At 69.2% G+C, this 20,198-nt stretch carries 16 protein-coding genes; 13 read left to right on the top strand and 3 right to left on the bottom strand.

Annotated elements, in window-relative coordinates; genetic code table 11:
- Nucleotides 1–8 precede the first annotated feature (8 nt).
- Both scpB and QHF85_RS15610 read right to left on the bottom strand, forming a co-directional pair.
- The gene (gene scpB, locus QHF85_RS15615; RefSeq protein WP_281327974.1) at nt 9–1,778 is read right to left on the bottom strand and encodes an SMC-Scp complex subunit ScpB; all 1,770 of its coding nucleotides are present in this window, start codon (nt 1,776–1,778) and stop codon (nt 9–11) included.
- Nucleotides 1,768–3,090: a segregation/condensation protein A gene (locus QHF85_RS15610; RefSeq protein ID WP_281327973.1), complete on the bottom strand. Its 1,323-nt coding sequence runs from the start codon at nt 3,088–3,090 to the stop codon at nt 1,768–1,770. The genes scpB and QHF85_RS15610 overlap by 11 nt, the downstream gene beginning before the upstream one ends.
- Nucleotides 3,091–3,156: 66 nt before the next feature.
- Here QHF85_RS15610 and QHF85_RS15605 point away from each other — a divergent pair, with 66 nt between their 5' ends.
- The 4 genes from QHF85_RS15605 to QHF85_RS15590 all read left to right on the top strand — a co-directional run bounded on the left by QHF85_RS15605 (nt 3,157) and on the right by QHF85_RS15590 (nt 8,288).
- Nucleotides 3,157–5,331 carry a serine/threonine-protein kinase gene (locus QHF85_RS15605; protein ID WP_281327972.1) on the top strand — a complete coding sequence of 725 codons (2,175 nt, stop codon included), beginning with the start codon at nt 3,157–3,159 and terminating at the stop codon, nt 5,329–5,331.
- On the top strand, nt 5,322–6,077 hold the full coding sequence (locus QHF85_RS15600) for a hypothetical protein (protein WP_281327971.1): 756 nt from the start codon (nt 5,322–5,324) through the stop codon (nt 6,075–6,077). Before QHF85_RS15605 ends, QHF85_RS15600 begins: the two co-directional genes overlap by 10 nt.
- A gap of 476 nt (nt 6,078–6,553) precedes the next feature.
- Nucleotides 6,554–7,405: a MaoC/PaaZ C-terminal domain-containing protein gene (locus QHF85_RS15595; protein ID WP_281327970.1), complete on the top strand. Its 852-nt coding sequence runs from the start codon at nt 6,554–6,556 to the stop codon at nt 7,403–7,405.
- Between the two features lie 103 nt (nt 7,406–7,508).
- Nucleotides 7,509–8,288, top strand: coding sequence for a peptidylprolyl isomerase (locus tag QHF85_RS15590; protein WP_281327969.1), 780 nt, complete (start codon nt 7,509–7,511; stop codon nt 8,286–8,288).
- Nucleotides 8,289–8,339: 51 nt separating this feature from the next.
- Here QHF85_RS15590 and QHF85_RS15585 read toward each other — a convergent pair whose 3' ends face one another.
- Entirely contained in the window at nt 8,340–9,428 is a 1,089-nt protein-coding gene (locus QHF85_RS15585; protein WP_281327968.1) for a DUF6599 family protein, read from the bottom strand.
- Nucleotides 9,429–9,623: 195 nt separating this feature from the next.
- On the opposite strand from QHF85_RS15585, the gene QHF85_RS15580 reads away from it, so the two are divergent.
- The 9 genes from QHF85_RS15580 to gcvPA all read left to right on the top strand — a co-directional run bounded on the left by QHF85_RS15580 (nt 9,624) and on the right by gcvPA (nt 20,026).
- Complete coding sequence (locus QHF85_RS15580; RefSeq protein ID WP_281327967.1) at nt 9,624–10,250, top strand: prepilin-type N-terminal cleavage/methylation domain-containing protein; 627 nt, start codon at nt 9,624–9,626, stop codon at nt 10,248–10,250.
- Nucleotides 10,247–10,858 (top strand): prepilin-type N-terminal cleavage/methylation domain-containing protein, encoded by a 612-nt coding sequence (locus tag QHF85_RS15575; RefSeq protein WP_281327966.1) that lies wholly within the window; start codon nt 10,247–10,249, stop codon nt 10,856–10,858. The genes QHF85_RS15580 and QHF85_RS15575 overlap by 4 nt, the downstream gene beginning before the upstream one ends.
- Nucleotides 10,858–12,123, top strand: coding sequence for a prepilin-type N-terminal cleavage/methylation domain-containing protein (locus tag QHF85_RS15570; protein ID WP_281327965.1), 1,266 nt, complete (start codon nt 10,858–10,860; stop codon nt 12,121–12,123). Before QHF85_RS15575 ends, QHF85_RS15570 begins: the two co-directional genes overlap by 1 nt.
- Entirely contained in the window at nt 12,120–12,776 is a 657-nt protein-coding gene (locus QHF85_RS15565; protein ID WP_281327964.1) for a hypothetical protein, read from the top strand. Before QHF85_RS15570 ends, QHF85_RS15565 begins: the two co-directional genes overlap by 4 nt.
- A gap of 11 nt (nt 12,777–12,787) precedes the next feature.
- A complete protein-coding gene (locus QHF85_RS15560) occupies nt 12,788–16,432 on the top strand; it encodes a PilC/PilY family type IV pilus protein (protein WP_281327963.1) in 3,645 nt (1,214 codons plus the stop codon).
- Nucleotides 16,429–16,947, top strand: a complete 519-nt coding sequence (locus QHF85_RS15555; protein WP_281327962.1) for a hypothetical protein — start codon at nt 16,429–16,431, stop codon at nt 16,945–16,947. The genes QHF85_RS15560 and QHF85_RS15555 overlap by 4 nt, the downstream gene beginning before the upstream one ends.
- A 126-nt stretch (nt 16,948–17,073) precedes the next feature.
- Entirely contained in the window at nt 17,074–18,186 is a 1,113-nt protein-coding gene (gcvT, locus tag QHF85_RS15550) for a glycine cleavage system aminomethyltransferase GcvT (protein ID WP_281327961.1), read from the top strand.
- A 44-nt stretch (nt 18,187–18,230) separates the two neighbouring features.
- Entirely contained in the window at nt 18,231–18,632 is a 402-nt protein-coding gene (gene gcvH / locus QHF85_RS15545) for a glycine cleavage system protein GcvH (protein ID WP_281327960.1), read from the top strand.
- A 35-nt stretch (nt 18,633–18,667) separates the two neighbouring features.
- A complete protein-coding gene (gcvPA, locus tag QHF85_RS15540; protein WP_281327959.1) occupies nt 18,668–20,026 on the top strand; it encodes an aminomethyl-transferring glycine dehydrogenase subunit GcvPA in 1,359 nt (452 codons plus the stop codon).
- The last annotated feature ends 172 nt before the right edge of the window (nt 20,027–20,198 follow it).

Here is a 20,198-nt window from a genome sequence, read left to right as displayed (position 1 = left end):
GCCGAGGCCTACTCGTCCTCGTCCTCGTCCTCGTCCTCGTCCTCGTCCTCGTCCTCGTCCTCGTCCTCGTCCTCGTCGTCCTCGTCCTCGTCGTCCTCGTCTTCGTCCTCGTCTTCGTCTTCGTCTTCGTCCTCGTCTTCGTCCTCGTCCTCGTCCTCGTCCTCGTCCTCGTCCTCGTCTTCGTCCTCGTCTTCGTCCTCGTCTTCGTCCTCGTCCTCGTCCTCGTCCTCGTCTTCGTCCTCGTCTTCGTCCTCGTCCTCGTCTTCCTCCTCTTCCTCCTCTTCTTCCTCTTCCTCTGCGGCCGAACGCTCCTCGACCTCTTCCTTCTCAGACCACTCGTCGCTCGCTGCTTGCACGTCGTTCATCGCTTCCTCTCCGCCGCTCTCCGTCTGGGTCCGATCCTCGTCTGTGAATGCAAACTCGTCACGCGCTGCGCTCTCCGTATCGCCGGCTGCCTCCGGCGGGGCGACGTGGGTCTGAAAGCTCCCCTCGCCTCCCATCAAACCACCACCCGCCGCGGGCGAGCCCGTGTCCGCGAAGGCGACCGCCGCCTCCGGCGGCTCCTCGCCCATCTCGCGCTCGTAGGCGCGCCGCGACTCGTCCGATAGCTCGGTGAACTCGCGGAGCGTCGGCAGATCCGAGAGCGTGCGCAGGCCGAAGAACTCGAGGAACTGCGCCGTCGTGCCGTAGAGCATCGGCCGCCCCGGCTCTTCCTTCTTGCCGAGGATGCGCACGAGGTCGCGCTCGAGCAGCGACTTGAGCACCGCGCCCGAGTCCACGCCGCGCACATCGTCGATCTCGGGCCGCGTGATCGGCTGCCGGTACGCGACGATCGCCAGCGTCTCGACCTGCGCGCGCGTCATCTTCACCGGCTTCTTCGCGACCTGCTCGCGCACGAACGGCGCGAACGCCGGGCTCGTCCGGAACACGTACCCGCCCGCGACCTCGTCGAGCCGGATCCCACGGTTGCGATACTCGGCCCCGAGCTCGCCGAGCAGCGACACGACGAGGCGGTGCTCCGCCTTCGCCACGCGAGCGAGGTCACGCGACGTCATCGGGTGCTCGGACGCGAAGACCAGGGCCTCCAGCACACCCTTGAGATGCGCACGGGCAACCGCGCCGCTCGCCTGTTCGGCGTTGTCTTCTTGCGTGGCCCGGGCGCCGTCCGGGGCGCCGCTCGTCGCGGACGCGGACACGTTGCTGACGAGGCGCTGCGCGCGGAAGAACGCGGCCGCGAGCGAACGAAAGCGCTCGACGGGCGAGAGCGGCGCGGGCTTCGGCTTGCGAGGCGCGCGCTTCCGCTTGGGCTCGGCCGTCTCGGTCGATGCCTCCGCGCCAGGCGCGCCTTCGGCGTCCGCTTCCCCCGGCGCTGCGACCGCTTCCGCTTGCGCTTCCGGTGCCGCTTCCGCTTGCGCTTCCGGTGCCGCGACCGCTTGCGCTTCCGGTGCCGCTTCCGCTTGCGCTTCCGGTGCCGCGACCGCTTCCGCAGGCACCTCCGCGACCGGCGCAGCCTTCGCCTTCGCCTTCCCCTTCGCCTGCTTGACCGGCGCCGCTTGCGCTTCCGCCTGCGTGACCGGCGCCGCTTCCGCTTGCGCTTCCGGCGCCGCTTCCGCTTCCGCCTGCGTGACCGGCTCCGCCTCTGCCTTCTTCGGCTGGAACCATGCCCACGCCGCGCGACGCAACCGCTCGGGCGAATCACTGTCCGGCGGGGCCTCTTCTTGCGGCTGCGGCACGAGCCGCAACTTCCCGCGCCGCTTCGATCCGCCCTCAGTCGCCATCGTTCACCTCGGGCTCTCCGTCTTGCGCGTGAGCGTCGTCGTGGTCTTCCCGGACCTCGTCGCGCTCTTCCCGAGTCTCGTCGTGCTCTTCACGGATCTCGTCGTGCTCTTCACGGATCTCTCCGTGCTCTTCACGGGTCTCTCCGCGCTCTTCACGGGTCTCTCCGTGCTCTTCACGGGTCTCTCCGTGCTCTTCACGGGTCTCGCCGTGCTCTTCACGGGTCTCGCCGCGCTCTTCACGGGTCTCTCCGTGCTCTTCACGGGTCTCTCCGCGCTCTTCACGGGTCTCTCCGCGCTCTTCACGGGTCTCTCCGCGCTCTTCACGGGTCTCTCCGTGCTCTTCACGGGTCTCTCCGTGCTCTTCACGGAATACGTCGCCCTCGTCCTCCTCGCCGCTCGTCTCTGCCCGCACCGACAGCTCCAGGTGGATCGTCGCGAGCGGATCCGACTGGTAGATCCGGAGCAGCTTCATCCTCGCCATCTCCAGGATCGCGAGGAACGTGATCACGATGTCGAAGCGCGTGAGCGGCGCGCCCTTCCGCGCCGGATCGTCGAGCACGAGCTCCTCGAACGTCGCGCGACGCCGCCCCGAAAGCCGCTCCGTGAGCTGCACGATCCGGTCCGTGATCGTGATCCGATCGAAGTTGACCTGGTGCTCGATCTTGACGTTCGTGCGCTTGAGCAGCTTGTCCAGCGCCTCGAACAGCGAGAACACCCCCACCGCCGCGAACGGCGCCGGCCCCTCCGGCACGGGCTCCGGGATGCCACGCGGAAAGATGTCCTTGCCGAGCGTCCCGCGCTCCGCGAGGTCCGCCCCCGCGGCCTTGTACTTCTGGTACTCGAGCAGCCGCCGAACGAGCTCCTCCCGCGGATCGACCTCCTCCTCCGGCAGCCCATCCCCGTCCTGATCCTTGGGCACCGCCGGCAAGAGCATCTTCGACTTGATGTGCGTCAGCGTCGCCGCCATCACGAGGTACTCGCTCGCAAGATCAATCGACAAAGCCCGCATCATCGACAGGTACGCGAGGTACTTCTGCGTGATGAAGCTCACGGGGATGTCGAGGATATCGAGCTCGTGCTGCTGGATCAGGTGCAGCAGGAGGTCGAGCGGGCCCTCGAACTGCGGCAGCTCGATGCGGTAGGCGTTGTCGTTGTCGCCCGTCTCGGCCGCCGCGGGCATCGCCTCGCGGATCGGCGTCGGCGGCTCGGGCTGCTTGCCGCGCGCCTCGCGTGCTCGCGCGGGCGAGGGCGAAGGGCCGGCCTTCGCCTTCTCCTGGGTCTTCCCCGCCGCGCTCGCCCTCGCCTTGCTCACCTGGGCCCGGACGGTAATCCGGAGGCCGCGTGGGATCCACGCGTTCCTGCTACACTCGTCCCGCCGATGACCCCGTCCCCCACGAAGAGTTGCCCGTCGTGCGGCGAGCGCTACGACGCGGATGTCCTCTTCTGCCCACAGGACGGCACGCCCCTCGCGAACGTGAAGGGGCCCTCGCTCTCGAGCCCCGAGGTGGACCCGTACGCGGGCCTCGAGCTCGGCGGGCAAATCCGCATCAAGCACCTCATCGGCATCGGCTCGATGGGCCGCGTCTACCGCGCCTTCCAGGCCGGCATCGATCGCGACGTGGCCGTGAAGATCCTCCACCGCGAGCTCAGCGGCAACGCCGAGCTCGTCGGGCGTTTCCACCGCGAAGCCAAGATCGCGAGCCGGCTCGCGCACCCCGGCGTGGTCTCGGTCCTCATGACCGGCACGATCCCGCAGCGCGGCGATCCACGCACGGGCGGCGAGATGTACCTCGTGATGGAGTACCTCGACGGCATGTCGCTGCTCTCCGCGCTCGCGGCGGCGGGCACGGGCGGCGAGCCCTCGGCGCTGCCGTTGCCGCGCGCGATGCACATCGCGCTGCAGATCTGCGACGCCGTCGGCGAGGCGCACGCGCAGGGCATCGTGCACCGCGATCTGAAGCCCGAGAACGTGATGCTCGTGCGCCGCAGCGACGACCCCGACTTCGTGAAGGTGCTCGACTTCGGCATCGCGCGGCTCGACTGGGCCGATCGCGGCTCGATGGCCACGCAAGCAGGCCTGATCTTCGGCACGGCGAAGTACATCTCGCCCGAAGGCGCCGAGGGCAAACCCGTGAGCCCCGCGGCCGACGTCTACTCGATCGCCACGATCCTCTACCAGTGTCTCGCCGGCCGAACGCCATTCGAAGGCGAGTCGCCGGTGCAGCTCCTGATCCAGCACACGCACGATCCGCCGCCCGACCTCCGGAGCATCCCGCGCGCGAGCTACGTCCCCGCGCCGCTCGCCGCGGTGATCATGCAAAACCTCGCGAAGAAGCCGGAGGCGCGCGCCGCCGACGCACGCGCGCTCGGCAAGGATCTCTACGCGGCGGCGCGACAGAGCGGGCTCGATCCGGACGAGCTCACCCGTTCGAACCTGCTCTTCGCGCGGCAAGGCGCGGTGAAGCTCCCCTCGAAGGAGCGCACGAAATCCCTGGAGCTCTCCACGGATCTCGCCGCGAAGATCGGCGGCGTCGCCGCGCGCCCCGACGCGACCCCGCTGCCGAGCTCCTCGCGCATCCTCGACGATCCAGAGAGCTCCCCCGCGCCCTTCATCCCGCCGGCTCCGACGTCCTCCGCGGGCCGCGCCGTGTCGTCCCCCGCGATCGAGGACGACGACGAGGCGACCGCCGCGCCGCCTTCGATCCGGAGCCATACGCGCATCGTCGACGACGACGACGAACACGACCCCTACGACCCCGAAGATGACGCCTCCCCCGCGGCCCCACTCGCGCGCGAGTCGACGATGCAAGGCACGGAGACGCCGCTCTCGTTGCCCCCGCCGGCCGACACGAAGCGCCGCGCACGCCTCACACGGATCGTCACGCTCGTCCTCTGCCTCGCCGCCGCGCCGCTCGTGATCGTCATGGGTGGCAAGCGCCTCGGCCTCATGGGCGCGACCTCGCCCGACTCACTCGACGGTCGCCTCGAAGCCGCGCGCGAAGCGATGAAACGTCAAGCCTGGGATGCGCCGCCCAGCGAGAACGTGAAAGAGATCCTCGACGCCGCGAACGCAAACTGGCCCGGCGATGCGCGCGTGAAGGAGCTGCGCCGCGAGGCCGCCGAGCGCCTCGTCACGAGCGCCCTCGGGCGCAAGTACGCCGGAGATCCCGCCGAGGCCCTGCACCTCGCTCGCATCGCAGTCTCGCTGAACCCCTCACTCACGACCGCACAACACCTCGTCGCCGAGCTCGAAGCAAAGGCGCCCACGGACCTCGCCCCCCAGGCGACCAACACGCCTCGCGCCGTCCCGACGGATCATCGACCGAACGGCCGCTTCCCGGTGCCGCGCCCCACGGGCAAGGACGGCAAACCACTCCCGAGCGCCTCCGCCGCAGCCGCAGCCGGACCGACGGCAACGCCCACGCCCACGTCCACGACGAAGGAGCCCACAGGCAAACCGACGGGCCCCACCGACGCCGTCCTTCCGCCCACACCACCGCCCTTGCCGACGACCGATCCGCCGCCCACACCCACCGGTGGACCATGGCTCTGAAGCGCGCGACTCGCCCCCTGCTCGTCGCCCTCGCGGTCACGTCCGTCGCCCTCGTGGCCTGCCCTTCGAGCGCCCACGCGCAGGTCCAAGAGTCGGCCGCCGCGCGCCGCGCATCCGCAGCGCTCGAACAGGACTACACGCACACGCTCGTCTCGGTGAACGCAGGGCTGCTCAGCCTGCCCGCAGCGAACGTCTGCCCGCGCTCGCGCACGAGCTGCGAGAAGGGCGAAACGAGCGTCTCCCTCGGCGTCTACAACCAGTACCGCATCGGCCGCTTCGGCCTCGGCGCGAGCATCTCCTGGGCGCGATCACTCCTCAGCGGCACAGCCCCAGGCGCCGCCGAGCTCAATCGCGAGCACGACCGCAGCTACTTCCTCGTCGAGGGGCAGCTCCGCTACTACGGCATCCAAAGCGACAAGTGGGTATGGTGGGGCGGAGCGACGCTCGGCGCGGTGATCATCCGCGACGCCTGGACCGTAGCCACAGATCGCAAGCCCGCAGCAGACACAGCCTTCGTCGGCCCACGCGCCGCAACGATCTCGACCGAGGGCCTCGCAGCAGGCCTGGCCATCGGCGGCGAGTGGACCGTGGCCCCAAACTGGTCCCTCGGCACGACGCTGCGGTACGCGAGCTGGTTCTTGCCGACCGAGCCGCTGCAAGCGCCCACAGGCGACAGCGCGTCGCTCTCGGGCCGCGTCGACATGCTGGAGTTCGGCTTGCTCGTGGCTTATCGAATCGCGCTTTGAAGGCGCTTCGCTGGGGCTTTGCCCCAGGCCCCACCAGGGGCTGTCCGCCCCTGGACCCGGACCAGCGCAAGCGCTGGACTCGTGGTCGATGAACTGCGCTCCGCGCAGTTCATCGAACGGGCCGATGCAAGACCACGAGCGATCCTGCCAGCCAAGACGGCAGCGCGGACGGTTCAGCTGGCAACGCGGTACCAACGGCCTGTTGGAAGAACTGCGCGGAGCGCAGTTCTTCCACGCAAGGTCCAGGGCTGGCCCTGCAAAGAGGGGGCGGACAGCTTGAAAATCTTTCCCCGCATCGACTGCGCGAAGCGCAGTCGATGCCCGGAGGTCCAGGGCTGGCCCTGGTCCGGGTCGAGGGGCGGACAGCCCCCGCGGGGCCCGGGGCGGCGCCCCGGCGAGGCGCCGCCGACGACAGACAATTGACGCGTCCGCGCGAGATCGGTACGTGTCCCGGTCTCGATCCTTAGGAAGGCGCAATGGCCCTCGATCTCTCGAGTCTGGGCTTCATCACGGAGCCGTGCTCGTTCACCTACGACTGGAAGACGCTCGCGCTTTACGCGCTCGGCATCGGCGCGAAGCGCGACGAGCTCGCCTACCTCTACGAGGGAAGCGAAGGTGGGCTTCGGGTGTACCCGACGTTCGCCGTGATTCCTGCGACGGAGCCGGTGTTCAAATCGCTCGCGCGCACGGGTGGCAACTTCGCCATGGTCGTCCATGGCGGCCAGAAGATTCGCGCCCTCGCGCCGATCCCTCCGTCCGGCACGCTGCTCACGACGGCCACGATTCGCGGCATCTACGACATGAAGCGGCTCGCGCAGGTCGTCATCGACACGACGACCACGCTCGAGAGTGGCGAGCGCGTCTACGAGACCACGTGGTCGATCCTCTACCGCGGCGAGGGTGGCTTCAGTGGCCCGCGTCCTCCGTCGGATCCGGACGAACCTTCGATTCCGAAGGATCGCGAGCCGACGTTCACCGTCGAGGAGACCACGTCCCCCGAGCAAGCCTTGCTCTACCGCCTGTGCGGCGACTTCAATCCGCTGCACGCCGATCCGGCGTTCGCCGCCTCGGTGGGCTTTCCGCAGGGCCCGATCCTGCATGGGCTTGCGACGTATGGGTTCGCGGCGCGGGCCGTGGCGAAGGGCGTGCTCGGGGGAGATGCTTCGCGCTTGCGGGTTTTGTCCGCGCAGTTCCGCAAGCCGGTCTGGCCTGGGGAGACCATCATCACGCAGGGATACTTGCTCGAAGGTGGAAAGGTGGCGCTCCAGGCGAGCGTGAAGGGACGACCAGAGGCGGTGCTCACGGGCGGATACGCGGAGATCGCCTGACGAGCCGCCGAGGCGCGTGCTAACTCGACCGGACCGATCGTAGGGTCAAAGCCGCCCGCGCGGCAGAACGGTGGGGCGAAGCCCTCTCTCTGAAGAAGTCATCATGAGCAAAGAGACCAAGAAGCAGCGCAAGGCCGAAGAGGATCCCGAGCTCGACAAGAAGCGGGCGGAGGAAGAGGACGAGGAGGAAGAGGGCGCGGACGAGTCCGAGGACGAAGCGGAAGACGAGTCCGAGGACGAAGAAGAAGACGAAGAGGAAGACGAAGAAGAGGACGAGGAAGAGGGCCACGCGGACGAGAAACACCAGGGCCACGACGCCGCCGCGCACGGCGACGACGAGGATCCCTACTGGTGGACGCCGCACGTCGTCCTCGCCGTGCTCGTGCTCGTCGGCATCCTTGGCTTCTTCGGGATGTTCAACAAGCCGCTCGGCTTCCTCGCCGCGAAGCCTCAGGGCGGCGGCGCGCACACGGAGACGGCCGCGACGCAGCCTGCCACGCCTGCGACGCCTGCCACGCCGCCTCGCCCGACGGCCCCTGCGCAGCAGCAGCCGCCGCGCGAGATGTTCGGCGCGAAGCACTTCCTCGTGATGTACAAGGGCAGCATGCGCGCGCCCGCGAACATCACGCGCACGAAGGAAGAGGCGAAGGCGCGCGCCGAGGAGGGCCTGAAGAAGGTCAAGGACGGCGCGAAGTTCGAGACGATCGTCGGCGAGTACAGCGACGAGCCGAACGCCGGCGCCCGCGGCGGCGACCTCGGCCTCTTCCCGAAGGGCGCGATGGTCGGTCCCTTCCAGGATGCGGTCGAGAAGCTGAAGGTCAACGAGGTCAGCGGCCTCGTCGAGACGCCCTTCGGCTACCACGTCATTTTGAGGACGAAGTAATTCGCGAACGAGGGAGGGGACGCGGACCTTTGCCGCGTCCCCGCGCCTCCCTCACTTCTTCGCGATCGCGTCCTTCAGCCGCGTGATCTTCTCGTCCTTGCCGAGCGAGACCTTCGCGACATCGTCGGCCGTCATCCCGCTGCGCAGCACGCGCACCTCGTCGCCGATCCCCACGAGCCGGCTGCCCGTGCGCGCCACGATCCACTCGACCGCGGGCGCATCGCCTTCCTTGCTCATGAAGCGCACGGCGCCGTCGCCGATCCCCTTTTCCTTCTGCGCTCCGGGGCCCTTGCCGAGCGTCGCGAGCACGTCCTTCGCCTGCTCCTCGTCGGCGCGCACGAGGACGGCAAACCGATATCGTTTGTCCCCGTCCTTGTAGTAGCCGAACGCCCCGCCGCCCGTGCTCGGGATCCCCAGGAGATCCTTCGTCAACACGCGCACGCCGAGCGGCAACCGGTTCGCCTCGGGCAGCGCCGCCGCGGCTGGCGGGAGCGCCGTTTCGCCCGGGAGCTTCGCCCCGATCTCCTTCACGAGCGGCGCGAGCAGTTTGTCCCCGAGCGCCTTGATCGCGTGCTCCGCCGCGGCCTCGTCGTTGTACGTGATCTCTGCGAGGTGCGCGCCGCGCCAGAGGTACGCCGTCCCGAGGCCGAGCGCTGCCGCGCCTCCGCCCTCGATGGCCCGCGGCGTGTCCTCGCCCGCGGGATCCCCGTCGCCGACGACGCGCTTCGTGAACATCGCGTAGGCGCCCTCGGTCGTGCCGAACTTGGAGAGGTGCACGTCGATGGTCGCCGCGCTGCCGCTGCCGTCGACGTACCTGAGCTCGACCACGCGGCGAACGCCGAAGCCTTTGTAGATCTCGCACTCGCCGTCGAACATGTCGCAGATCTGATCGAGCGGGAGGCTGCCGCCTTCGCCGTACGTCTTGTCGCCGCCGTTCGGGTCGAGGCAAAAGCCGGCGGTGGTGCGCGGGAAAAACGCCGCGGATTGCGCGTCGGACAGGGTCCCACCGCCGCCCGCGCAGGCCGCGGGTTTCGCCGCGGGAGGCGGGGGAGGCGGCGCGCCACGAGGCTCGTCGCTCTTGCAAGCGCTGACGAGGGCGAGGGCAAGGAGGGGACCGAGTGCCGCGTGCCGTTGCATCATGGTCGACCGCACATGCAACGATCAGAGGACCGGTGCAAGGCACGAGGCCCCCGGCCGCCCGGATCCCGCAACTTTTGCAGAGCGTCGCAATCCGTAGCGGCTCGCTTCGCGCGGCGCATCGCGTCTGGCCTTGCTCCTGGCCCGTTCGGCTTCCCCGAAAACTTCTCTAGGAAGGCACGAGGCTTGCTACCACTCATGATGGTGGCTCGTTTCCTTTCTCGCCGACTTCGCAGGGCGCGGACCGCAGGCGCGGCGACGCTCGGGCGTGGCTTCACGCTGACCGAGATCCTCGTGGTCATCTTCATGATCGCGCTGCTCGCCGCGGTCGCGTCGCCCGCGTTCATCCGCATCATGCGCGACATCGGCCTGAGCCGGCTCACGATGCAGCTCGCGGAGATCTACCGCCGCGGCTACGTCGAGTCGTCCGAGCGCGCCACGTACCTCGTGCGCTTCCGCAAGCCGAGCGGCAACTTGCAGATCGAGACGGTCCGCGCCGCGCTCGACACGCCCACGCCGACGCTGATCTCGCCGCGCGGCTGCAACACGATCAACTGGGACGACCCCGCCCTCGAGCGACAAACCTTTCGCTACGCGAAGACCGACAAGAAGACCCTCGTCGACGTCGGCTTCCTCGGCGCCGACAATTCGAGCCAGGAGATCGCCGACGTCTGCTTCGCGCGCCGCACCGCGTTCGTCCGGTACAACGACGGCGCGTTCGTGCAGATGGTCGGCGCGACGAAGCTCTCCGTGACGAACCTCGGGAACGGCCGCGTCCGCCGCGTGCTCGTGCCGTCGTTCGGCCTGCCGAGGGTGATCCAATGAGGCGGAAGGCGCGTGGCTACACGATCATCGAGGTCATGATGGCCCTCGCGATCCTCGCGGTCGGCGCGACGGGCGTGATCGCGTTGCAGAAGGTCGCGTTGATCGGCAACTCGAACGCGCGGATCGGCGACAGCGCGCGGCAAGTGGCCTCGACGTGGGCCGATCGCCTCAAGACCGACGCGCTCCAGTGGAACGATCCGCTCGGCATCCCGGACATCGGCGAGACGCGATGGCTCGCCACGGCCGGCGTGTACGACACCGTGAATCCGCCCGGTCCGGGGCAATGGGTCCTCGCGCCCGAGGTCCCCGGCTGGAGCTCGCCCGTGGCCGACGTCCACGGCACCGACGTCGCCATCGGCGACACCACGACGAACGGCATGTTCTGCACGCACCTGCAGATGTCGCGCACCGTTCAGAAGCCGCTCTCGCTGGCCGGCGCGACGCACCCGATCGCCGTCCGTGCCCTCGTGCGCGTGATCTGGCGCCGCGACCTCGCGCCGATCACCGAGTGCCGCTCGACCGCGCCTGCGAGCATCGAGAACGACGACGCGCGATACGGCTTCTACTACCTCTCCACCGTGGTCGGCCAGGAGGAGGCCTCGAACTGATGCGCGCGAACAACCGCATCCTCCGGACGGGCGATCGGCGCGGCTTCACGCTCGTCGAGCTGCTCGTCGCCATCACCGCGGGCGCGCTCGTCGCCGCCGCGGCCGTGCTCCTCTCGAAGAACGCCGTGCGTCTCTTCCAGGAAGAGGCGCGCATCTCGTACGCGCAGGTCGCCGTGTCGATGGGCCTCGGCCGCATGGGCACGGACCTCGAGCACGCTGGCCGCAACACCACGCGAAACCCCTTCACCGATCGGCGCATCTGCGCCCAGACGAACCTCGTCGACTGGCCGGCCGGCATGCGCAGGCTCGCGCCCGTCGTCATCGAGACGCGCCCCGATCTGCCGCAGAACGCGGGCAACGATCTGCGCAACGAGCGCATCACGATCGCGGGCGACCTCGACTCCGGCGAGAACTTCGTGATGAGCACGACGCTGCCCGGCGCGAGCACGACGACGATCGTGCTCCAGCCGCAGAGCCGCGCGATCCGCCGCCTCACGGCGCTCACGCAGAACGGCAACGTCGCCGCGAGGCTCGCCGAGCTCTTCCGCGTCGGCCGCATCCTGCACATCGAGGGCCCGACGAGCGACTACTACGGCCGCATCCAGGGGTTTGCCGCGACGGGCACGCCGATCGACTCGGTCCAGGTCACGATCGAGAACACGCCCGTCGTGCCGATCCAATCGTCCGCGGGCACGGGCCCTTCGTGCGCGATCAAGGGGTTCGGCAGCGGATGGCCCGTGCACGTGATCTCGCGCGTCCGGTACGAGCTCCGCTCCGTCGTGTCGGACGCGAGCTTCGCCGATTACGTGCAGCCGCTGAACCCCGTCACGGGCGACGTCGATCGCACCGAGCTCGTGCGCGTCGAGCTCGCGCCGGACGACAGCGAGATCCCCGGCACGCTCGAGCTCGTCACCGAGTACGCGATCGCGCTGCGCTTCGGCATCAGCGCGCTCACCGTGACCTCGCAGCCGGACGCGCCCGTCCTCGAGCGCTTCCCGATCACCGATCCCGTGCCGAACCCGCAGGTCTACGCGATCGCGGGCCCGCCCGACGTGCAAGGCAGCCGGCCCGAAGCCGTGCGCTCGGTGCAGGTTCGTCTCTCCACGCGATCGCGCGCGCCCGATCGCCCCACGCAGATCACGGCGCCCGCGGGTCGCCCGTTCCGCTTCCTCGTGGGGAGCGCGAAGGGCGCGGATCGCTTCGCGCGCGTCCGCACGCTCGAGCGCGAGTTCGCGCTCGTGAACACGCGGGGAGGTGGCTCGTGAGCCGGGTCGTCCGAAGAAACCCGAGCGCGATCGCGCGCCGCCTCGCGCGCCGCGGCGAGCGTGGGGCCACGGTCTTCGTGGTCGTGCTCGTCATCGCGATGCTCACGAGCATCGGCCTCTTCGCCGCGCAGGCGAGCAGCATCGCGACCAGCACGAGCGGCACCTCGCGCGTCACCACGCAGAGCCGCTACTTCGGCGAGAGCGCGATGAACGCCGTCACCGCGAAGCTCTCGCGTGATCTCGGCGCGCAGGTCGACTTCCTCGCGCGACAGAACTCCACGGAGTGCCTCGGCATGTCGGGCGATCCGTACTACCAGAACTGCACGCGGTTTGGCCGGGCGTACCTCGAGAAGGAGCTCGGCTTCGCGCTCTTCCAGCCCTACGACGCGCAGACCGGCCATCACGGCACGCTCGGCCGCATCGAGAACGCTTCGGCCGATCTGCTCGTCGAGATGAACGACCTCTACCGCATCGATCGCCCCATCGCGGGCTTCGACTACACCTCCGCGGGCGCGGCCAACGTCCACTTCATGAGCGTCATGCTCCATGGAACGGGCCGCATCCGGCTCGAACCACCCGGCGGAGTCGCGAGCACCCTTTCGAGCACCACCTTCCGCGCCGAGCTCGTCGTCGGACCGATCTCCGGACCTTGACGGAGGACCTCATGCGAACGTTGACCCGCGTCCTCAGCCCTCCCATCGTCGCCGCAACGCTGCTCTCGATCGCGTCCTTTTCTTCGGTCGCCGAGGCGCAGCTCGACATCAACCCGCCGCTGCCGAACGTGCTGCTCGTCATCGACACCTCGGGGTCGATGGAGAACATGGCCGACGGCAAGCGGCCGGAGAACGCGGGTGCGGCGTGTGTCCCCGGGACGGCCACGCCGCTCAACCGCTGGGCCACGCTGGTCACCGTGCTGACGGGGACGATCCAGAACTTCTCCTGCTTCGCGCAGGATCGATCGTCGAGCTCGTTCCTCAACGAGTTCACCCTGCCGAGCGGCCCCGATCCTTACGACTACAAGTACTACCTGCCGTTTCACCGCATCCTCTCGAACGGCTGCGCGTACGGCCCGGGATCGATGGGCGCGGCCTGGTGGGACTGGCCCGCGAACGCGCTGAAGACGCACGCGTGGAACAACACGAGCCAGGCCTGCGCGGCGCCGGGCTTTCAGCAGGCGAACGACGGCCTGCTCGACACGTACCGCGATCGCGTTCGCTTCGGCCTGATGACGTTCGACACGCTGCCCGATGCCGGCACCGGCGCGAGCGGCTCCGTGCCCGCGCCGAACGACGGCACGGAGGGCATGTGGAGCTACTACCCGAACTGGAGCTCCGGCGGCTCGCCCGCGAACGGCAACCCGCCGAACTGCGCGAACCACGAGTTCGAGGTCGGCGCGCGAAACCCCGCCGCGCCGCCGTGGGAAGGTCGTCTCGTCGGCTTCGGCCCGCACGACGCGCCCATCGCGCAGGTGCAGCAGGCGAACGATCGCATCCAGGCCTCGCTCCTCGCGATGCGGCCCTACGGCGCGACGCCGATCGCGGGCATCCTCGCCGACGCGCGCGACTACCTCCTGAACGACGGCTCGAACGATCCGGCCACGGGCAAACCCTTCGGCCCGAAGAACGATCCGTACTACGCGGGCAAGTGCCGCGACCAGTTCGTCATCCTCCTCTCGGACGGCGAGCCGAACCTCGACCTGCGCGAGTCGTGCGCGACCGGCAACGGCAAGTGCCCCTACGCGCGACCGCACGAGATCGCGCACGAGCTCGCGACGCAGTCGGAGCCGATCAAGACCTTCGCCATCGGCTTCGGTTTGTCGCAGGCGGGGGGCACCGACTGCAGCGCGCTCACGCAGGCCGACATCGTGAGCCCCGGCGGCCTCTGCTCGAACGCGACGGGCACGCTCAAGGCTTGCTGCACGCTCTCGCGCATCGCGTACGAGGGCGGCACGAAGCGCGCGTTCTTCGCGAACGACCTGCCTTCGCTGAAGAGCGCGCTCGATCAGGTCCTCGCCGTCGTCTCGGCCGGCTCGACGAGCCGCACGATCCCCGTCTTCTCCACGGCAGGCGCGACGACGAGCCAGGGCAACGCCTCGGCCGCCGGCTACCAGTTCGTCACGTCGTTCGACGCGCCCGTCGGCTCGCTCTGGACCGGCAACCTCGAGCGCAAGCGCTACGTCTGCGAGAACCAGGCCGGCGTGCTCAAGCCGGTGCTCGCGCCGATCGAGCAGGCCAAGGGCGACGACTTCGAGGCGAACCTCAACACGAACGCCCCGTCCCGGAAGTTCTTCACGCTCGTCGGACCGCAGGCGAACGGGCAGATCTACTCGCGTCGGTCGCTCCGGCCGAACCTCTCCACGGACGACGGCCTCGGCCTCTACGGCGGCACGAGCACGGGCCTGGTCGACAGCGCGGTGTTCGCGTCGACGCTCGCCCAGACGCCGCTCGCGCTCGACATCCCGTCGAGCCCCGTGCCCGACGCGTGCAAGGCGATCGCCGGCTCGAACGCGAGCGCAAGCACCTGCGCCGACACGGTGATCCGCTGGGAAGTCGGCATGTCCGGCGTGCCGCAGTCGCGCTACGGCAACGGCTTCGGCAGCATCTACCACGCCTCGCCCGTCACGATGGGCGCGCCGAAGGAGTTCCTCCGCGACGAGTCGTACGCGGCGTTCGCCGCCGATCCGGTGGTCAAGAAGCGCCCGCTCGTGCTCTTCGCGGCCACGACCGACGGCCAGCTCCACGCGTTCAAGGTCGCGTCGAACGATCCGGCCGACACGCAGCGCGTCGACACGCTGGAGAACAACGAGCTCTGGTCGTTCCTCCCGCCGCACGTGCTGCCCGGTATTTTGCCCACGTACGGTCGGCAGGCGTTCCTCCTCGATGGAAGCCCCGTCGTGAAGGACGTGATCTTCCAGCGCACGCGCGCGCAGGCGCAGGCCGGCGCGGTGGGCTCGACGTGGAGGAGCGTGCTCGTCGCAGCCGGCGGCCTCGGCGGCAGTTTCTACTACGCGCTCGACGTGACGAAGCCTTCGGAGCCGAAGTTCCTCTGGCAGCTCTCGACGAACACGAACGGCGAGGCGCTCTTCGGGGCCGCCACGATCAAGCCCGCGATCACGACGATCGCCGTCGACGACGGCAACAACGACGTGAAGGAGGTCGCCGTCGCGATCCTCCCCGGCGGCACGACGACGCTCGCGACCGGCAGCTGCCCGCGCCTCAAGTCGACGACGACCGTCTCGTCGTCCGACGCCTACCAGCCCAAGGTCAGCGGCGACGTGGTGCGCTGCTGGCACGACGCGAACGGCAAGGTCGGCGCGGCGCGCTCGCTCTCGATCGTCCGCCTCGACACGGGCGAGCTGCTCATGAACTTCCGCGGCAAGGCGGACGACGGCCCCACGCTCCCCTCGACGAAGGTGAAGGAAAACTCCTTCGATTCGCCCGTCACCGGCGTCCCCGTTCCGTACCCCGCGCTCCCGGGCCAGGTCTCCGATCGCGTCTACGTCGGCGACGCGGACGGGACGCTCTACCGCATCAACCTCACCTCGCCGAAGCCCGACAAGTGGACCGTCGATCTCGCGTGGGACGCGTACTCGTTCGGCAACGACACGGCCGCGGCGCGCCAGCCCATCGAGACACCGCCGATCGTCACGGTCGATCCGATCGGCAACCCCGTCGTCCTCCTGTCGACCGGCGATCAGGAGACGTTCACGTCGAGCGCGGGCGTGCAGACGCGCGCGTGGTCGATCCGCGAGGAGCCGAGCGGCGCGGGCGCGTTCGTCACGAAGAGCAACTGGGTGATCCCCTTCGAGAACGGCGTGCGCGTGACCGGCCCGATCTCGCTCTTCAACGGCGTCGCGTACTTCTCGACGTTCACGCCGACCGGCCCGCAAGGCAACGCGTGCGCCGACGGCTACGGCGCCGTGTGGGGCGTCGACTACTACCGGAAGACGGCCTGCAGCGCGAACGGCCCCACGCCGCCGACCGACTGGCCGTGCCCGCGGTACGTGCAGGATCCCGTGAACGCGCCGCAGGTCGTGAGCTTCTTCGAGAACCAGCAGCCCGGCACCGTCGTGTTCGGCGTGGCCGTCACGCAGACGCCGAGCTGCTACGAGCAGCTCGACTTCGCCGACCCCGCGTTCGGCCCGATGTCGAGCGTGAACAACTCGACCGCGGGCGAGTTCCAGCTCGTCTTCCAGACCGGTCAGGGCGGCACGTCGACCGAGAACTCGAAGACGAACACCGTGACGAAGCGCCTGCCGCCGCCGCGCACGTCGGTGAGGATCGACTCGTGGGGCCTCGTCCTCGAGTGAAACACGCGCTCCTCTGCGCCGCCGCGGCGCTCGTGCTCCTCTCGGGCTGCCGCGGGGAGAGCGAGCGTCGCGCGCCCGCCCCCGCCTCCTCGGCGGCCCCGGCCCCGCGCCCCGATCAACTCGCGCCCGGCGAGCTCGCCGAGGGCACGGTCGATGCGTTTGGGCTCAAACTACCCCGCGCGATGACGGTGACCGCGCAGTTCCCCGACGCCGTCTTCGCGCGGGGCAGCGTGCGCGCCGAGGACGTCACGACGTACGTGAAGGAGCGCGTCGTCTCCGCGCGCGTCGCGTCCGAGCCGCCGAAGACGGTGCTCCAAGGCGCGACGGCGAAGTCCGCGCCCGCGCCCGCGCGCGTCCTCGACATCGAAATCTTCATGCGCGACGACCACACCGAGATCGTCGTGCGTGACGTGACCCGCCCCCCGGCAAAGGACGGCCTCACCGAAGAGGAGCGGTGGCGCGAGCTCGGCCTCACGCCGCAGGGACAACCCCTCGATCCAACGAAGCTCGAATGAGCCTTCCAGCAGGATGCGCGGCGCGTCATGGAGCGTGCACGCTGCGATCGTGCGTCCGCGCTGGACCGTACCGGACGCCCATCGACTTCGACCCCGAATCGGACTACATCGCGCGGGGTGTCGACCATGGATCAGTCCCCGGCAGCGCTTCGCAGGACCCCTCTTTACGACGAGCACGTCGCGCTCGGCGGCCGCCTCGTGCCGTTCGCGGGCTGGGAGATGCCCGTGCAGTACAAGGGCGTCACGGACGAGCACCGCGCCGTGCGGACGGCCGTGGGGATCTTCGACGTCTGCCACATGGGCGAGCTCGTCCTCAACGGCGACTACGCGGCAGACGTGGTCAACTACCTCATCACGAACGACGCGAAGCGCCTCATGGACGGGCAGGCGCTCTACACCGTCGCGTGCAACGAATCGGGCACGATCCTCGACGACCTCATCGTCTACCGGATCTCGCAGACCAAGTGGCTCATCGTCTGCAATGCCTCGAACCGCGACAAGATGGCTGCGCATTTCCGGGCCGCCGCGGTGAACCACTGCGACTTCGACGACGCCTCCGATCGCACCGCGCTGATCGCGCTGCAGGGCCCGAAGGCGCTCGCGCTGCTCGCGCAGGCGGGCGGGGACGGCCCCGCGCTCGCCGAGCTCCCGAGCTTCCACTTCCGCGACGCCACGCTGGCGAACGTCCCGTGCACGGTCGCGCGCACGGGTTACACGGGCGAGGACGGCGTCGAGATCTTCTGTCCCACGGACGGCGCGGCGCAGCTCTGGCGCGCGCTCGTCAAGCTCGGCGGCCCGCTCGGCCTCGAGCCGGCCGGCCTCGGCGCACGCGACACGCTGCGCCTCGAAGCGCGCCTGTCGCTGTACGGCAACGAGATCGACGAGACGACGAACCCGCTCGAAGCCGGCCTCAGCTGGGTCGTGAAGCTCGGCAAGGGCGACTTCGTGGGCCGCACGGCGCTCGAGCGCATCAAGGCCGCGGGCCTGACGCGCAAGCTCGTCGGCTTCGAGATGACCGGCCGCGGCATCGCGCGGCACGGCTATCCGCTCCTCGACAAGGTGGGAATCAAGGTCGGCGTGTGCACGAGCGGCAGCCCCGGCCCCACGGTCGGCAAGAACATCGGCCTCGGGTATCTGCCCACGTCGATGGCCGAGGTGGGCACCTCGATCGAGGTCGACTGCCGCGGCCGCTCGGTGAGCGCCGTCGTGGCGAAGACTCCGTTTTACAAGCGTTCGTAACGAAAGCGTGTCGTCGTAGCAGGGGACAGGAGAGAGGGCTTCGTATGAGCAGTGATGATGTTCGATCGGATCGTCGGTACACCAAGGATCATGAGTGGACGAAGGAAGAGGACGGCCGGGTGCTCGTGGGCATCACGGCGTACGCCGTGGATCAGCTCGGTGACATCACGCTCGTGAACCTCGACGTGAAGGTCGGCGAGACGATCACCGCCGGGAAGGCCTTCGGGACCATCGAGAGCGTCAAGACGCTGAGCGACCTCTTCGCCCCCTTGAGCGGCAAGATCGTCGCGATCAACAAAGACCTGGAGAGTGAGCCGGAGAAGGTGAACGAGGACTGCTACGGCCTCGCGTGGATGATCGCCGTGGAGCCCTCCGATCGGAGCGAGCTCAATGGCCTGCTCGACGCTGCCGCCTATACTGAGCTGCTGAAGACCGCCGGCCACTGAGACGGGCCGCGGCCTCCTCATCCCTCTCCACACCCATGCGATACCTCCCTCATACGCCCGAGGAGATCGCTTCGATGCTGGAGGCCGTCGGCCTGCCGTCGCTCGAGGCGCTCTACGAATCGATCCCCGCACGCGCCCGCTACGATCGCCCGCTCGACCTGCCCGCGCCGGTCGACGAGCCGTCGCTCATGCGCCACCTCGAAGAGCTCGCCCGCAAGAACCGCGCGGCCGGGATGCTCTCGTTCCTCGGCGCCGGCGCCTACGAGCATCATTTCCCGCCCGCCGCCGACCAGCTCATCCTGCGCAGCGAGTTCTACACGGCCTACACGCCGTACCAGCCCGAGGTCGCGCAGGGCACGCTGCAGGTCATCTACGAGTTCCAGACGATCGTCAGCGAGATTTTCGGTCTGCCGCTGGCAAACGCGTCGATGTACGACGGCGCGAGCGCCGCCGCCGAGGCGGTGCTGATGGCGCGCAGGCTCGTCGGACGCGAGCACACGGTCATCTCCGCAGGCATCCACCCCGAGTATCTCGAGACGATCGAGACGCACGTACGAAGCCTCGGGACCGGCAAGGCCTCGCTCACGACCGTGCCCCTCGCCGCCGACGGCGCCGCAGACGTCGACGCACTCGCAGCCGCCATCACGAACGAGACCGCGTGCGTCGTCGTCGGATACCCAAACTTCTACGGATCGATCTGCGATCTCCGGAAGGTGGCCGAGGCCGCGCACGCAAAAGGCGCACTCGTGATCACGGCGACCGAGGACCCGTACGCACTCGCGCTGCTCGAGTCGCCCGGCGCACTCGGCGCCGACATCGCCGTGGGCGAAGGCCAGCCGCTCGGTCTCCCGCCGCAATTCGGCGGCCCCGGCGTGGGTCTCTTCGCATGCCGCGACGACCGCAAATACCTCCAGCAAATCCCCGGTCGCATCGTCGGCGAGACCGTCGACAAGGAAGGCAACCGCGGCTACGTGCTCACGCTGGCCACACGCGAGCAGCACATCCGCCGCGAGCGAGCCACGAGCAACATCTGCACGAACAGCGGCCTCTGCGCGACCGCGATGACGATCAAGATGTGCATGCTCGGCAAGAAGGGTTTCGTCGAAGCCGCGCGTCAGTGCCTCGCCAAGGCCGAATACCTGAAGAAAGCAATCGCAGGGCTCGAAGGCTACGCGCTGCCGTACAGCGCCCCAACCTTCAACGAGTTCGTCGTACGCGTGCGCGGCGGCGACGCAAAGAAGGTCTGCGACACGCTCGCCACGCGGGAAATCATCCCCGGCTTCGACCTCGGCCGCATCAGCCCCGATCGCAAAGGCGAGCTGCTCATCGCCGTGACCGAGCGTCACACGCGCGCAGACCTCGACCGCCTGGTCGAGGCGCTCGCGTCGATCTGACGGAGCCGTAGCGCCGGGGTTTCACCCCGGACCCGACGAGGGGCTCTCCGCCCCTCGACCCGGACCAGGGCCAGCCCTGGACCTCTGGGCATCGACTGCGCGAAGCGCAGTCGATGCGGGGAAATTTTCAAGAGCTGTCCGCCCCCCCTTTGGAGGGCCAGCCCTGGACCAT

This window comes from Polyangium sp. 6x1, from assembly GCF_029946515.1.
In the GTDB taxonomy this organism is placed as follows: Bacteria; Myxococcota_A; Polyangia; order Polyangiales; family Polyangiaceae; genus Polyangium.
The sequence above is the reverse complement of the archived record's forward strand: the minus strand, read 5'-3'. Positions and strand labels throughout refer to the sequence as shown.

What these genes read in the sequence shown, in the direction of transcription:
- scpB (WP_281327974.1), bottom strand. Translation starts at nt 1,778, where the DNA reads ATGGCGACTGAGGGCGGATCGAAGCGGCGCGGGAAGTTGCGGCTCGTG.
- QHF85_RS15605 (WP_281327972.1), top strand. Translation starts at nt 3,157, where the DNA reads ATGACCCCGTCCCCCACGAAGAGTTGCCCGTCGTGCGGCGAGCGCTAC.
- QHF85_RS15600 (WP_281327971.1), top strand. Translation starts at nt 5,322, where the DNA reads ATGGCTCTGAAGCGCGCGACTCGCCCCCTGCTCGTCGCCCTCGCGGTC.
- QHF85_RS15595 (WP_281327970.1), top strand. Translation starts at nt 6,554, where the DNA reads ATGGCCCTCGATCTCTCGAGTCTGGGCTTCATCACGGAGCCGTGCTCG.
- QHF85_RS15590 (WP_281327969.1), top strand. Translation starts at nt 7,509, where the DNA reads ATGAGCAAAGAGACCAAGAAGCAGCGCAAGGCCGAAGAGGATCCCGAG.
- QHF85_RS15585 (WP_281327968.1), bottom strand. Translation starts at nt 9,428, where the DNA reads ATGATGCAACGGCACGCGGCACTCGGTCCCCTCCTTGCCCTCGCCCTC.
- QHF85_RS15580 (WP_281327967.1), top strand. Translation starts at nt 9,624, where the DNA reads ATGATGGTGGCTCGTTTCCTTTCTCGCCGACTTCGCAGGGCGCGGACC.
- QHF85_RS15575 (WP_281327966.1), top strand. Translation starts at nt 10,247, where the DNA reads ATGAGGCGGAAGGCGCGTGGCTACACGATCATCGAGGTCATGATGGCC.
- QHF85_RS15570 (WP_281327965.1), top strand. Translation starts at nt 10,858, where the DNA reads ATGCGCGCGAACAACCGCATCCTCCGGACGGGCGATCGGCGCGGCTTC.
- QHF85_RS15560 (WP_281327963.1), top strand. Translation starts at nt 12,788, where the DNA reads ATGCGAACGTTGACCCGCGTCCTCAGCCCTCCCATCGTCGCCGCAACG.
- gcvT (WP_281327961.1), top strand. Translation starts at nt 17,074, where the DNA reads ATGGATCAGTCCCCGGCAGCGCTTCGCAGGACCCCTCTTTACGACGAG.
- gcvH (WP_281327960.1), top strand. Translation starts at nt 18,231, where the DNA reads ATGAGCAGTGATGATGTTCGATCGGATCGTCGGTACACCAAGGATCAT.
- gcvPA (WP_281327959.1), top strand. Translation starts at nt 18,668, where the DNA reads ATGCGATACCTCCCTCATACGCCCGAGGAGATCGCTTCGATGCTGGAG.